Source organism: Sagittula salina, assembly GCF_017813235.1.
Lineage (GTDB): Bacteria > Pseudomonadota > Alphaproteobacteria > Rhodobacterales > Rhodobacteraceae > Sagittula > Sagittula salina.
Map to the genome: position 1 here is coordinate 103,844 of NZ_JAGISH010000010.1, position 13,574 is coordinate 117,417.

The 13,574-nt window shown below is 65.4% G+C and carries 12 protein-coding genes; 6 read left to right on the plus strand and 6 right to left on the minus strand.

Annotated elements, in window-relative coordinates; translation table 11 throughout:
* Positions 1 to 70 precede the first annotated feature (70 nt).
* The 5 genes from J5474_RS17065 to J5474_RS17085 all read right to left on the minus strand — a co-directional run bounded on the left by J5474_RS17065 (position 71) and on the right by J5474_RS17085 (position 5,273).
* Positions 71 to 577, minus strand: coding sequence for a CarD family transcriptional regulator (locus J5474_RS17065; RefSeq protein WP_209362302.1), 507 nt, complete (start codon positions 575 to 577; stop codon positions 71 to 73).
* 340 nt (positions 578 to 917) lie between these two features.
* A complete protein-coding gene (gene fdxA, locus J5474_RS17070) occupies positions 918 to 1,256 on the minus strand; it encodes a ferredoxin FdxA (protein WP_209362304.1) in 339 nt (112 codons plus the stop codon).
* Positions 1,257 to 1,304: 48 nt separating this feature from the next.
* Complete coding sequence (locus J5474_RS17075; protein ID WP_209362306.1) at positions 1,305 to 1,697, minus strand: RNA-binding S4 domain-containing protein; 393 nt, start codon at positions 1,695 to 1,697, stop codon at positions 1,305 to 1,307.
* 1 nt (position 1,698) lies between these two features.
* Positions 1,699 to 4,704 (minus strand): helicase-related protein, encoded by a 3,006-nt coding sequence (locus tag J5474_RS17080; RefSeq protein ID WP_209362308.1) that lies wholly within the window; start codon positions 4,702 to 4,704, stop codon positions 1,699 to 1,701.
* Between the two features lie 17 nt (positions 4,705 to 4,721).
* Positions 4,722 to 5,273: a tetratricopeptide repeat protein gene (locus tag J5474_RS17085; RefSeq protein WP_245216534.1), complete on the minus strand. Its 552-nt coding sequence runs from the start codon at positions 5,271 to 5,273 to the stop codon at positions 4,722 to 4,724.
* Between the two features lie 89 nt (positions 5,274 to 5,362).
* Here J5474_RS17085 and J5474_RS17090 point away from each other — a divergent pair, with 89 nt between their 5' ends.
* The 5 genes from J5474_RS17090 to J5474_RS17110 all read left to right on the plus strand — a co-directional run bounded on the left by J5474_RS17090 (position 5,363) and on the right by J5474_RS17110 (position 10,382).
* Complete coding sequence (locus J5474_RS17090) at positions 5,363 to 5,653, plus strand: SCP2 sterol-binding domain-containing protein (RefSeq protein ID WP_209362310.1); 291 nt, start codon at positions 5,363 to 5,365, stop codon at positions 5,651 to 5,653.
* Positions 5,653 to 6,615, plus strand: a complete 963-nt coding sequence (locus J5474_RS17095; protein WP_209362312.1) for an alpha/beta fold hydrolase — start codon at positions 5,653 to 5,655, stop codon at positions 6,613 to 6,615. Before J5474_RS17090 ends, J5474_RS17095 begins: the two co-directional genes overlap by 1 nt.
* A gap of 170 nt (positions 6,616 to 6,785) precedes the next feature.
* The gene (locus tag J5474_RS17100) at positions 6,786 to 7,805 is read left to right on the plus strand and encodes a ligase-associated DNA damage response exonuclease (protein WP_209362315.1); all 1,020 of its coding nucleotides are present in this window, start codon (positions 6,786 to 6,788) and stop codon (positions 7,803 to 7,805) included.
* Entirely contained in the window at positions 7,802 to 9,391 is a 1,590-nt protein-coding gene (locus tag J5474_RS17105; RefSeq protein WP_209362317.1) for an ATP-dependent DNA ligase, read from the plus strand. The genes J5474_RS17100 and J5474_RS17105 overlap by 4 nt, the downstream gene beginning before the upstream one ends.
* Before the next feature lie 118 nt (positions 9,392 to 9,509).
* A complete protein-coding gene (locus J5474_RS17110) occupies positions 9,510 to 10,382 on the plus strand; it encodes a hypothetical protein (protein WP_209362319.1) in 873 nt (290 codons plus the stop codon).
* A 61-nt stretch (positions 10,383 to 10,443) separates the two neighbouring features.
* Here the strand turns inward: J5474_RS17110 and J5474_RS17115 are convergent, their stop codons facing one another.
* Entirely contained in the window at positions 10,444 to 11,514 is a 1,071-nt protein-coding gene (locus tag J5474_RS17115; protein ID WP_209362320.1) for a hypothetical protein, read from the minus strand.
* Positions 11,515 to 11,687: 173 nt separating this feature from the next.
* Between J5474_RS17115 and J5474_RS17120 the strand changes: the two genes are divergently transcribed.
* Positions 11,688 to 13,511 carry a M3 family oligoendopeptidase gene (locus tag J5474_RS17120; protein ID WP_209362321.1) on the plus strand — a complete coding sequence of 608 codons (1,824 nt, stop codon included), beginning with the start codon at positions 11,688 to 11,690 and terminating at the stop codon, positions 13,509 to 13,511.
* The last annotated feature ends 63 nt before the right edge of the window (positions 13,512 to 13,574 follow it).

The window sequence follows — 13,574 nt, forward strand, 5'->3', positions numbered from 1 at the left end:
GCCGCGTCCTGAACGAAAAACGGCGCCCCCGGGGGACGCCGTTCAGATCTATTGAAGGTCTTGACGCCGATCACGCGGCGCGCAGCCCCAGCACCTCGTCCACCTGACGGGCCGCGGCGGCCTCGTCGCCGGAGACGGCGGCGATTTCGCGGGTCAGGCGTTCAAGCGCGGCCTCGTAGAGCTGACGCTCCGAATAGGACTGTTCGCGCTGATCGTCGGCGCGGTGCAGGTCGCGCACCACTTCCGCGATTGCAATCAGGTCGCCGGAGTTGATTTTCTGTTCGTACTCCTGCGCACGGCGCGACCACATGGCCCGCTTCACCTTGGCCTTGCCGCGCAGCGTCTTCATCGCCTCGCTCACCACGTCCGGGGACGAGAGTGAGCGCATGCCGATTTCCGTCGCCTTGTGGGTCGGCACCCGCAGGGTCATCTTGTCTTTCTCGAAGGAGATGACAAAGAGTTCGAGGCTGATGCCGGCGATCTCCTGCTCCTCGATCGACACGATCTGGCCGACGCCATGCGCCGGGTAGACCACGTAATCGTTGGGACGGAATTCGGACTTTTTCGCTTTGGTCATTTAGGTCTTTCCTCGCAGCACCGACATGATTTGCGCAGGCGCCTTCGCGCGACATGGTCGGGCGACAAAAAAGTGCACGGGAACCCAATGGATTTCCGTTCACCTTGGTGTCAGCGATCTATGTCAGGCCCCCGGATACAGGCCACCTCGGACTTGCGGGCGATGCGCCCTGCGCGGATGTCTTCTCGTAAGCGATATGTATAACATAAAAACGGGCCGTCTCCTAGCGCCCCCGATCAGCAGAAAATCTCCTTGTTTTGTAGGGGATTACTGCGATTCCGGTAGTGCTCGCACAGGAACCCGGCCGAATCGCGCCGCGCACGACCCGTCCGGACCGGGATCAGCCGCCCTTGCCCGGCTGCTCCGAAAAGTATTTCGTCACCTTGTCGGTCTCGCCATCGCGGGCTTCAGCCTCTGGCAGCGGGTCCTTCTTGGTGATGATGACCGGCCATTCCTCGGAATACTTGCGGTTGAACTCAACCCACTTTTCCATATCCGGCTCGGTATCCGGGCGGATCGCGTCCGCCGGGCATTCAGGTTCACACACGCCACAATCGATGCATTCGTCGGGGTGGATCACCAGCATGTTCTCGCCCTCGTAGAAACAATCCACGGGGCAGACCTCGACGCAGTCGGTATATTTGCAGGCGATGCAGTTGTCGACGACGACATAGGTCATGGTAGTGTCCTCAAATCGGTTTCGGCCTTGCTAATCCAGCATTTCGGATCATTCAAGCGCTGATGGCCGGGACTTCTCGTAGGCCCGGCGGTCCTTTTTCGTGGGACGCCCGCCACCTTCGACCACCGGGGCCGAGGGATCGCGTTCGCGCGGCGCGGGCGGTTCCAGATCGTCGTAAAGAAGACGCGCCTCCGCAGCCGGCCCCCGCCGCTCGCCGGGGGCGGTGACACGGATCACCCGCACGTCCCGCCCCTGAGCGAATGTCACCACGTCGCCCGGCGCAACGCAGAACGCCGGTTTCGCAACCGGCGTCCCATTCACCCGAATCCCGCCCGAGACGACCTTTGCGGCCAGGCTGCGCGTCTTGAAGAACCGCGCGTGCCAGAGCCACTTGTCGATGCGAATCTTCGCCGGGCCGGGAGCACTTGGCGTCGGCGACACCTTACTTCTTGCCCTTCAGCCCCATGAGCGCCGCGGCGAAGGGGTTGTCCGGATCGATCGGCTTTTCCTTGCGCGGCGGGCGGGATTCAAAGGTCTTCGGTCCACGGTCGCGGTCGCCCTTCGGGCCACCCTTGCCCTTGGGACCGCCCTTGCCCTTGGGACCGCCCTTGCCGCGCGGCCGGTCGCTCCGCTCGCCACGCTCGCCCGCACCCTGCTGTGCGTCGCGGCGCTGACCACGCTGGCCACCACCCCGGCGCTGCTGGTTGCCGCGATTTCCGCCCCAGGTGAAAGTGTAGAACACCTCCGTCTCGGGGCCCGCCACGGCGGCGTCGGGCGCTTCACCGGGAAGGATTTCCTCCTCCGGCGTTTCCGGAACGACGTTCTCGTTCGCGAGCGCGTCTTCGGCAGGGGCCTCAGCGGGTTCCTCCGCAATGGGGGCCTCGCCGTGATCGGTGATCTCGGCCACGGTTTCCGGCACATCGGCGGGAGCGGGGGCTTCTTCCGCCCCCGGCTCCAGCGTCGGCGGGGTTTCCGCGGCGATGTCCATCACCGGTGTATCCGGTGCCATGTGGGTGGCTTCGCCCTCGACCTGCTCGCCGGTTTCCGGCTCCAGAACGGCGTCGACCGGTTTGACCTTGGTACGTTCGGCCTTTTCGGCACGGTAGCCCAGCCCCTGCATCAGGTCGGCGAACTGCTCCAGTGTCATGCCGGTGATCGACAGCATGTCCGCCTTCGCCTCGAACCCGCCACGGCTGTCCTCGCCGCGCAGCATGTCGGCCAGACGCTCCAGCATGTCAATGCGAATGGCCCTTGCGCCCGCCTTGCGGTAGCCCGCCAGCGTGTAGTGCTGCGCCGGCACCTCCGACACGTTCGGTACAGTCACCAGTCCCGGCGGCGGCGCTTCGGGGAATTCGTCCAGTCCGTTGGCCAGCGACCACAGCACCAGACGCAGGCGCGTCGGTGCGGGTTTCAGCAGCAATGGCATGAAGATGGTGAACTGGCCGAACCGCACGCCGTGTTTGCGCAACGCGCCGCGCGCGTCCTGATCCAGCGACTTGACCTCGTCGGCCACCTCGGCGCGCGGGATGACACCCAGATTTTCCACCAACCGGAAGGCAAAGCCCCGCGCCAGCCCGGTCAGCGCCTCGTCGCCCTGCATCTTCAGCAACGGCTCGAAGAGCGCGGCGATCTTGCGATCCATGAAGTGTTGCAGGCGGCGTTCCACCTTCGTGGTCACGTCGGCGCCGGCCTCTTCGTCGACAAAGGTCACGATGCGCGGCTTCAGCGGGTCGTCCCCCTTGGCGAGCTTGCCCACCGCCTGGTCGCCCCACATCAGGCCGCCCTGCTCGGTAAAGTCGATCTCCGTATCGGGCGCGTTGTAGAACCGGTCCGCCCGCAGGTGGAAATGCGGCTGCAACGCCTGCAGGGAGGCCTGACGCAGGGTCTTTGCCTCCTGCCCGGTGGCCTCCTTGTCCTGACGGAAGCGGAAGCCCTCGAGCTTGCCCACGACATGACCTTCGACGGTCACTTCACCAGTCTCGTTTACCTCGGCCAAGAGGGCCTCCTTCTGTTTCAACCGGCGAAGCAGGACGCTGGTCCGCCGGTCTACAAATCTCTGTGTCAGCCGGTCATGCAATGCATCCGACAGGCGGTCTTCTACAGCGCGAGTCGTCCCGCGCCAATGCTCTTCGTCACGGGTCCACCCCTTGCGTTGCGCAACATAGGTCCACGTCCGAATATAGGCGAGCCGTTTCGACAACGTATCAATGTCGCCATCGGTTCGATCGATTCTTTTGACCTGCCGCGCCATGAAGTCATCGGGAATGGCGCCGGATTGATGCAGGTGGCCGAAAATCGTGCTCAGAAGGCCCGCATGTTCGCCCGAGGAAATCCCGCGGAAATCCGGAATACGGCACGTGTCCCACAGCAGGCGCACGCTGTCGACGGAAGACGCGCGGGCGCGCACCTCCGCCTCCGTGGCCATGGCGCGCAGGGCGCGCAGGTCGTCGGCCTCGCGGGCCTTCGACAGAACGTCATGCGTGGGCGACACGTCCAGCGACCGCTCCAGCGCGTCGATGGAGCCGAAGTTCAGCTCCGACGACCGCCACTGCAGCTTCTTCAGCGGCGCGAAACTGTGGCTCACGATTGCTTCGGCCACATCCTCGTCCAGTGGCGACGCCTCCCCCGTGACACCGAACGTTCCGTCCGACATGCCCCGCCCGGCGCGGCCCGCGATCTGCGCCAGTTCGTTCGGCATCAGCGGCCGCATCCGCCGTCCGTCGAATTTCGACAGGCTGGAAAATGCGACGTGGTTGATGTCGAGGTTCAGACCCATGCCGATGGCATCGGTGGCCACGAGGAAATCCACCTCGCCGTTCTGATACAGGTCGACCTGCGCGTTGCGCGTGCGCGGGCTGAGCGCCCCCATGACAACCGCCGCGCCGCCCTTCTGCCGTTTCAGCAACTCCGCAATGGCATAGACGTTGTCGACGGAGAACCCCACGATCGCGGTGCGCGGTTGCAGGCGACTGATCTTCTTCGAGCCAGTGTAGACGAGCTGTGACATGCGGTCCCGGCGGACGAATTCCACCCCCGGCACCAGTTGCGCGATTGGCCCGCGCATGGTGTCGGCACCGAGGAACAGCGTTTCATGCGTGCCGCGCATCCGCAGCAGCCGGTCGGTAAAGACATGCCCGCGCTCGGGATCGCCACACAGCTGGATTTCGTCGATGGCGACGAAATCGGCGCCCATGCCTTCGGGCATCGCCTCCACCGTGCAGACCCAATAGGCCGCGCGCGGCGGCACGATGCGTTCCTCGCCGGTGACCAGCGCCACCACCGATGGCCCGCGCGCCAATACGATCCGGTCATACACCTCGCGCGCCAGAAGCCTGAGCGGAAGTCCGATGACCCCGCTCTTGTAGCCCAGCATCCGCTCGATGGCGTAATGGGTCTTGCCCGTGTTGGTCGGACCGAGCACGGCCGCGATCCGTCTTGTCTGCGCCATCGTCTTGCGGGACGCCGTTACAGCGTCACGCCCCTCACTTTCGTTTCCAGCCGTTCCAGTGCCCCGATAACCTCGGGGTCGTGCGGCCGCAGTTCAAGTACCCGCTCGTATGCGTCATAGGCAAGGGCCAGATTTCCCAGCTGTTCGTGGATGGCACCGACGCCCCGCAAGGCCCCGAAATGCTTGGGATTCAGCGCCAGAGCCCGTTCCAGCGCGTCCAGCGCGGGGCCAAGCATTTCGCGTCCGTAATAGACCATCGCCAGCCCGTGCCAGCCTTCGGCGAAGTCCGGCGCATGATCCGTCAGGGCGCGGAAATGCTCCTCCGCGGCTTCGAGATCCTCGACCTCAAGCGCGTCGTTGCCGCGCTTCAGCAGCAGGTCCATGGCGGGCGATCCGGTCTTCGACCACTCTGTGACCACCTGATTCTCCAGCCTCTGTGCGGCGGTCTCCGTCTCCGCCTGCGACAGCTCTCTCAGCAGCGTGTCAAGGCGTTCCTCCGCCGAAACGGCGAATGGTACGGAAATCATGACTGTGGCAAGAAATGCCGTGACGGTATTTTTGAATTCCATGTCACCCGTGCTCATTACCTGTCATGAGTTTAGCGCCCGTGCGCAGGAATAACAGCGCACGTTTTAGAGAGAGCTTAAAGGAGCGACACATGAGCGAAGTTGTGAGCGCGGCGGTGACAGCCCTGCAAACCAAACTGGCGGGGGAAGCCTTTGAAGGCAGCGCAAAATTCGTGATCGAAGACGAGGGCAGCCTCATCATCGAGGGCGACAGCGTGCGCGCGGGCGATGAGGAAACCGACGTCACCCTGACCGCCGATCAGGAAACCTTCGAGGCGATCCTCGCAGGCGATCTGAACCCGACCGCCGCCTTCATGGGCGGCCGGCTGAAGGTGGATGGCGACATGTCCGCCGCGATGCGCCTCGCCGGGGTCCTCGCCTGATGACGACCACCCCCGCGCCCTTCTTTGCCGATCTGTCCGAAGGACCCCTGGGCAGCCGTGCCTTCTGGGTCGAGGCGCCGGATCTGTTGAGGCTGCGCATCGCGCACTTCCCTTCGGAAGACGCGCGGGGGACCGTGCTGCTGTTTCCCGGCCGCACGGAATATGTGGAGAAATACGGCCGCACCGCCGCCGTTCTGGCCGAAGCGGGTTATCATACGCTGGCCATCGACTGGCGCGGTCAGGGTCTGGCCGACCGGATGCTGATCGACCCGCGCACCGGGCATGTGGACGTTTTCGAAGACTATCAGCGCGACGTCGCCGCCATGAAGGCGATGGCAAGGGTCCTGGATCTGCCGAAACCCCTGCACCTGATCGCGCATTCCATGGGCGGCTGTATCGGACTGCGCTCCCTGATGGAGGGGTTGCCCGTGGCCTCCGCCGTCTTCACCGGCCCGATGTGGGGCATCCGCATCGCCAATCCGGTGCGCCCCGCCGCATGGGCGATTTCGCGCGTTTCCAAATCCGTCGGGCTGGGGCACCTCTTTGCGCCGGGCACCGGAGCCGCGAGCTACGTCGTGGCCAATGTCTTCGAGGACAATACGCTGACGCGTGATCCGGACATGTGGGACTACATGCGCCGCCAGGTGCTGGCCCATCCCGAGTTGCAACTGGGCGGTCCATCGCTGCACTGGCTGCACGAGGCGCTGGCCGAGACCCGGACCCTCGCACGCCGCCCCGCACCCAAGGTTCCCTGCCTGTGCTTCACCGGGACCAACGAACGCATCGTCGACGTCGACCGCATCCGCACCCGCATGGCGCATTGGCCCGGCGGACGGCTGGAGATGGTGCCGGGGGGCGAGCACGAGATCCTGATGGAGGTTCCCGCCACCCGCGCGCACGTCCTGTCCGAGATCGTCGCGCATTTCGACAGTGCGGGCGAGGCCGAAGTCCTCAGCGCCTGATCGGATGGGTTTCGGATCGCTTGCGCGATCCAACCCGTGCGCGCCTGCGGCCCCCGCAGGGGGGGGTGCCCCCACGGCCTGCGGCCGCTCCAACCGGAGATATTGACCCAGGAAGAAGCAGAAAGCCGCGCGCCCCTCGCCGCCGCGCGATGGCGGCTTAGGTCTGGGGGATGAAGACGGATGTGCTGACCTTCACAGATCGCGGGATCTACTGCCCCGCAGGCGATTTTCACGTCGATCCGTGGCGTCCGGTGGCGCGCGCGCTGATCACGCATGGGCACGCGGACCACGCGCGGCCCGGGCACGGGCGATACCTAGCCACCCACGCGGCGCTGCCCGTCATGCGCCACCGGCTGGGCGAGATCACCGCCGAGGGCATCGCTTATGGCGAGGTGCGGCGCATTGGCGGGGCCTCCGTATCCTTTCACCCGGCGGGGCATCTGCCCGGGTCCGCCCAGATACGCATCGAGGTCGGTGGCGAGGTCTGGGTTGTCTCCGGCGACTACAAGACCACTGACGACGGCTTTTGCGAGCCTTTCGAGCCGGTGCGCTGCCATGGCTTCATCACCGAATGCACATTCGGTTTGCCGGTGTTCAAATGGCCGCCGCAGGCGCGGGTCGCGGAGGAAATCAACGCCTGGTGGCGGCAATGCCGTGCCGAGGGCAAGACCGCGCTGCTGGGCGCCTATTCGCTGGGCAAGGCGCAGCGGTTGCTGTCGCTGCTCGACCCCGTCGGGCCGATCCTGACCCATGGCGCGGTCGAGGCCACGAACGGGATCCTCCGCGCACAGGGCTACGCGCTGCCCGACACGATCCGCGTAACGCCGGATACGGCGGTAAAGGACCACGCGGGCGCGCTGGTATTGGCGCCGTCCGCGGCGCTTGGCAGCGCATGGGCACGGCGCTTTCGCAACCCTTCGGCGGGCTTTGCCTCTGGCTGGATGGCGCTGCGCGGCATCCGGCGGCGGCGGGGGATGGACCGTGGCTTTGTCCTGTCAGATCACGCCGACTGGCCCGGTCTGCAGGAGGCGATCCGCGCGACCGGGGCGGAAACCGTCTATGCCACACATGGTTACACGGAGATCTTTGCCCGCTGGCTGAAAGCGGAAGGCTACGATGCCCACGTCCTGAAGACCGAGTTCGGCGAGGAGGAAGACGGCACGGAGACAACCGGGGGGGAAGCCGCATGAAACGCTTCACCCGGCTGTTCACAGCGCTCGACCAGACGACAAAGACCAAGGTCAAGACCGACGCGCTGGCCGCCTATTTCCGCGAGGCACCCGACGAGGACAAGCTGTGGTGCATCGCGCTGTTCTCGGGCCGACGCCCGAAGCGCGCCATCAATGCCACCGAGTTGCGCGCACTGGCGGCGGAGTGCGCAGGCATCCCGCTGTGGCTTTTCGAGGAAAGCTATCCCATCGTCGGCGATCTGGCCGAAACCATCGCGCTGGTGCTGCCGCCGCCCGTGCGTGCCAGCGACCTGCCCCTGACGCACTGGATCCGGACGCTCAAGAGCATCGCGCAACTCCCCCTCGAACAGCGCAAACCCGTGATCCTCGACGCCTGGGAACAGTTGGATACGCCGCAACGGTTCCTGTTCACGAAGCTGGTCACCGGCGGCTTTCGCATCGGCGTCTCGCGCAAGCTGATGACCCGTGCGCTGGCACAGGCTACCGGGCAGGATGAGGCCACGCTGGCGCTCAAGCTCATGGGAAAGTGGACGCCCGAAACCACAAGTTTTCACGCCCTGATCGAGGCCGACGATCCCCAGGCCGACCTGAGCCGCCCCTATCCCTTCTACCTCGCCTACCAGCTGGAGGATGCGCCCGAAGCGCTCGGAACCCCCGACGAGTGGCAGGCGGAGTGGAAATGGGATGGCATCCGCGGCCAGCTGATCCTTCGCGACGGGCAGCACCATCTCTGGTCGCGCGGCGAGGAACTGCTCACCGACCGCTTTCCGGAATTCGCCGCCGCCGCCGATTTCCTGCCCCCCGGCACCGTGTTCGACGGCGAACTGCTGGCTTGGGACGACGGCCCGCTGCGCTTTGCCACCCTGCAACCACGCATCACCCGAAAATCCGTCACCAGGAAGCTGCTGAAGGACGCCCCCGTCGCCATGCTCGCCTATGACCTCCTGGAACACGGTGGCGAGGATATCCGGCACCTGCCCCTGAAGGACCGGAGGGAACGGCTTGAATCCCTTCTGGAAAATGCACCCGCGTACACCAATGTACGGCTCTCGCCGGCGCTCCCTTTCGATGCGTGGCAGTCGCTGGCGGCTACCCGCCTTGCCGCCCGCGAGGCCCGTGCCGAGGGACTCATGCTGAAGCGGCTCGATGCGCCCTACCTCGCTGGCCGGAAAAAGGGCGACTGGTGGAAATGGAAGCTCGATCCGCTGACCGTCGATGCCGTCATGATCTACGCCCAGCAGGGCCACGGGCGCCGCGCCAACCTGTTTACCGACTTCACCTTTGCCGTCTGGAACGGCAACGAACTCACCCCGTTTACCAAGGCCTACTCCGGGCTGACCGACAAGGAGTTCGACGAGATCACCGCCTGGGTGCGCCGCAACACGCAGCAGCGCTTTGGCCCGGTGCGGCAGGTAAAGCCCGAGCATGTCTTCGAAATCGCCTTCGAAGGCATTCAGGAAAGCCCGCGCCACAAATCCGGCATAGCGCTGCGTTTCCCGCGCATGGTGCGCTGGCGCCGCGACAAGCCGGTGCAGGAGGCCAACACGCTGGGGGACCTCAGGGCCATGCTGGAAACCTTTGGCTAAAAGGGCAGAATCTCATCACCGGGGCACCCGGACCACGCATCCCCGCTATCCGCGCTTTTCCTTGCCCCGCTCCCGGCCGCAGACTAACGAAGACACCTGCCCCCGTTCGGAGCCCTACATGCCGCGCCTGTCTGTTCTCGCCCTCGCCCTCCTCGCCGCCCAGACCAGCGGCGCTCGGGCGCAATCCTTCAACCATTCGGGGAGCATCGACATCGGACTGACGGGCATGGCGCGTGGCAACCTATTCGGGGCCATCGACGCCACCTTTGCCCTGCCCATTTCGAAGGCGGCACCGCTGACGTTCGAATTCGGTACCTATCTCTTTGCCCTCGACGGCAAGAACCCGCATGAAACCTACGCCGCGCTGACCTTGGGCGACAGCTTCAGGATCGGCGCGCTGCGGCCCGCCTATGACGCGGTGCTTCCCTCCGTCTTTACCCACGTCGCGCCCTACCTCGCCTATTCCCGCGCCGAATACGGCCGGTCCTACAACACGGTCGAGGCCATGCGCCGCACCGCCGTGCCCTGGGGCGTTTCGGCCGGGGGCCGCACGGGGCAACTGGACTGGATCGTTTCGCTGCACGATGCCACCAAAGGCGCGTTTCGCTCGGCGTCTTTCGCGCTGACATGGCACGGCACGGGCTACAGCCTGATGGCCGCGTTCGAAGCGCTGCGCGACGACGATGGCATGAAGGACGGCACCAACGCCAAGATCGGCGCGCGTTTCGACCTTGGTCGCGCGGAACTGGGCCTCGCCTGGCTCGACCCGGAGGCCAATGCCCGCCCAAAAGCCGTGTCCCTGGACCTGAGCGTCCCCCTGGGCGACCGGCTGGGACTGTCGCTGATGGGTGAATTCACCCAGGATGCCCGCGATGATGCCTATGGCATGGCGATGGGCTACGACCTGCGCACACACGGTACGATCACGCTGGCCGGGACTGACGGTGCAGCGGGTTCCGGAGCCCATCTGACCTACACCTACCTGTTTTAGACGCAAAAGCCCCATTGCAGCAAAGTCCCCCACCGCGCAACGCGGCCGGGGCCTGTCGCCGCTACTCGCAACTACCGTCCAAAGACGCCGCGCGCCCCTGCACCCCGGTCAGGGTCACGCTGCAGGTGGCTTCATCCACCGCAACCTCGACGCTTTCGCCTACCGACAGCCGCGTCTGTGAAAACCCGTTGATCGCCACCTTCGCCGCACCGGCGGATTCATCGACCGACACCACATAGGCGCGCAGTTTGCCGTCCGCGAATCGCAGGGTGCCGCCCGCCTTCACCGCGTTTTCCGCGTCAAAAGCGCCCTGATCCGCACCTTGGCCCGCACCTTGGTCCGTGCCTTGGTCCATGGCCTCCTCCGGCTCGGCCTCCGCCTCGGCGCTGTCCGCCGTTTGCGCCCCCGACCCCGCGCAATCCGATCCAAGCGTAACGCCCTCCGGGGTCAGCGCCATGACCGCTACGGAACACTCCGCCTCGTTCAGGCTTACCCGCGTCGTCCCGCCGGTCCCGATATCCACCATGTCCCCGTCGATCATCAGCCTGGCGGACCCGCCCGCCTTGTCCAGCCGCGAAACAAAGACCCGCAGATCGCCACCGGCAAAGACCACCGTCTGCCCGACGCCCAGCGCGTCGCTCAGCTCCATAGCCTCGCTCGCGACTCTCATGCCGCTTTCGCCGCCGTCCGCTGCCGCCACCGCCGAAGCCGCGATCTGCGCGCTCTGTGTCAGACTGCCCGAGAGGTCCGCCATGGCCGTCTGCATCGCCTCCGTCTGCGCCTTGGCCGCCGCGTCGATGCGCTGGCCCAGCGCCCCCTGCATGTCATCAAGCTTCCCGGAGATCGCGTCCGACACTCCTTGTGTCTGTTCACCGATCTGCGCGCCCAGCGTCTCCGGATCCACCTTGGCCCCGGTCACCGCCGCCTCCAGCGCGGCGAGTTTTTCCCCGATCCCGGCCAGCGCCGCCTGTGTGTCGCTCGTGGCGGTGGCCTGGGCCTCCTGCGCGGGGGCCAGCGTGCGCCCGATCGCCTTCTCCATCTTGCCTGAGCTCACCGCCCCGCCGATCGCCGCGCCGCCCAGCAGACCTACCAGAACGCCACCGACACCGTATAAAACCGCCTTGTTGTCCATCTTTGAAAACGCCTCCCCTAATGCAATTGACTGCGTGAATCGGGGCCTCGCCCCCCGCCTCGCCCTCAGCTTAGGGCAGACTCAGTCGGAGTCTCCATTCTTTTACCGCCACCCCGCCTTGTCACCCCCCACACGCCCCCCCTATGTCAGGGGCAAAGCAAACAGAGGTACACATGCGCATCACCCTTCCCCGACCGGTTTTCGACGCCAACGCCAGCGCAGGTGGCAAGGACCTCGGTCCGCTGCCTGAATGGGATCTGAGCGATCTCTACGCCGCCCCCGACGCCCCCGAACTGAAGCGTGATCTCGACTGGCTGGAACAGGCCTGCGCCAGCTTCGCCGCCGATTACGAGAGCAAGCTCGGCACGCTGGACGCCAGGGGCTTCCTCGACGCGCTGCATCGCCACGAAAAGATCGAATCCGTCGCCGGGCGCATCATGTCCTTCGCGGGTCTGCGCTACTACCAGATGACCGTCGATCCGGAGCGGGCGAAATTCCTCTCCGACATGCAGGAGAAGATCACCAACTACACCACGCCGCTGGTTTTCTTCACGCTTGAGTTGAACCGCTTGGACGATGCGACGCTGGATGCCCTGTTTGATGCGGACAGCGACCTTGCACGCTACAAACCCGCCATCCGCCGCATCCGCGCGATGAAGCCCTACCAACTGTCCGACGAGCTGGAGAAATTCCTGCACGACCTCGGCGTGGTGGGCGATGCGTGGGAACGGCTGTTCGACGAGACCATTGCCGCGCTGACTTTCGACGTCGACGGCGAGACCCAGAATATCGAGGCCACGCTGAACTACCTCACCGACCAGAACCGCGCCAAGCGCGAGGAAGCCGCCCGCGAACTGGCCCGGGTCTTCAGCGACAACATCAAGACCTTCGCCCGCGTTCACAACACGCAGACCAAGGAAAAGGAGATCCTGGACCGCTGGCGCAAGATGCCCACGGCGCAGACCGGCCGCCACCTGTCGAACGACGTCGAACCGGAGGTGGTCGAGGCCCTGCGCAATGCCGTGGTCAACGCCTACCCGCGCCTGTCGCACCGCTACTATGAGTTGAAGCGCAAGTGGCTGGGCCTCGACCGGATGCAGGTCTGGGACCGCAATGCGCCGCTGCCGATGGAAACCGACCGCATCGTGAAGTGGCCGGAGGCGCGCAGCATGGTCATGGACGCCTACACCGACTTCGATCCCCGCATGGGCGAGATCGCCACCCCCTTCTTCGAGAAGGGCTGGATCGACGCGGCGGTGAAACCCGGCAAGGCACCGGGCGCATTCGCCCATCCCACCGTGACCGACGTGCACCCCTACGTCATGCTGAACTATCTCGGAAAACCCCGCGATGTCATGACCCTGGCGCACGAACTCGGGCATGGCGTACACCAGGTTCTGGCCGCCGGACAGGGCGAGATGCTGGCCGCCACGCCGCTCACTCTGGCGGAGACGGCCTCGGTCTTCGGCGAGATGCTGACCTTCCAGAAGATGCTGGAGAACGCGAAGGACGACAAGGAACGCAAGGTCCTTCTCGCCGGCAAGGTCGAGGACATGATCAATACGGTCGTCCGCCAGATCGCTTTTTATGACTTCGAATGCAAACTGCATGCGGCGCGGCGCGGCGGCGAACTGACCCCCGATGACATCAACGCGCTCTGGATGTCGGTGCAGGCGGAATCGCTGGGCGATGCCTTCGACTTCATGGAGGGTTACGAAACCTTCTGGGCCTATATCCCGCACTTCGTGCACTCGCCCTTCTACGTCTACGCCTATGCCTTCGGCGATGGCCTGGTGAACGCGCTCTACGCCGCCTACAAGGACGCGCCCGAGGGCTTCCAGGACAAATACTTCGACATGCTGAAGGCCGGCGGTTCGAAGCACCACAAGGACCTTCTGGCCCCCTTCGGTCTGGACGCCACCGACCCCGCCTTCTGGGACAAGGGCCTGTCGATGATCGAGGGCTTCATCGACCAGCTTGAGGCGATGGAAGACTGACACAGTCTGCACCGAAACAGGACAGGGGCGCCGCTCGGCGCCCCTTCGCTATTGATCGGCCCC

Coding starts and splice junctions, on each gene's coding strand:
- J5474_RS17065 (WP_209362302.1), bottom strand. CDS start 577: ATGACCAAAGCGAAAAAGTCCGAATTCCGTCCCAACGATTACGTGGTC.
- fdxA (WP_209362304.1), bottom strand. CDS start 1,256: ATGACCTATGTCGTCGTCGACAACTGCATCGCCTGCAAATATACCGAC.
- J5474_RS17080 (WP_209362308.1), bottom strand. CDS start 4,704: ATGGCGCAGACAAGACGGATCGCGGCCGTGCTCGGTCCGACCAACACG.
- J5474_RS17085 (WP_245216534.1), bottom strand. CDS start 5,273: ATGGAATTCAAAAATACCGTCACGGCATTTCTTGCCACAGTCATGATT.
- J5474_RS17090 (WP_209362310.1), top strand. CDS start 5,363: ATGAGCGAAGTTGTGAGCGCGGCGGTGACAGCCCTGCAAACCAAACTG.
- J5474_RS17095 (WP_209362312.1), top strand. CDS start 5,653: ATGACGACCACCCCCGCGCCCTTCTTTGCCGATCTGTCCGAAGGACCC.
- J5474_RS17100 (WP_209362315.1), top strand. CDS start 6,786: ATGAAGACGGATGTGCTGACCTTCACAGATCGCGGGATCTACTGCCCC.
- J5474_RS17105 (WP_209362317.1), top strand. CDS start 7,802: ATGAAACGCTTCACCCGGCTGTTCACAGCGCTCGACCAGACGACAAAG.
- J5474_RS17110 (WP_209362319.1), top strand. CDS start 9,510: ATGCCGCGCCTGTCTGTTCTCGCCCTCGCCCTCCTCGCCGCCCAGACC.
- J5474_RS17115 (WP_209362320.1), bottom strand. CDS start 11,514: ATGGACAACAAGGCGGTTTTATACGGTGTCGGTGGCGTTCTGGTAGGT.
- J5474_RS17120 (WP_209362321.1), top strand. CDS start 11,688: ATGCGCATCACCCTTCCCCGACCGGTTTTCGACGCCAACGCCAGCGCA.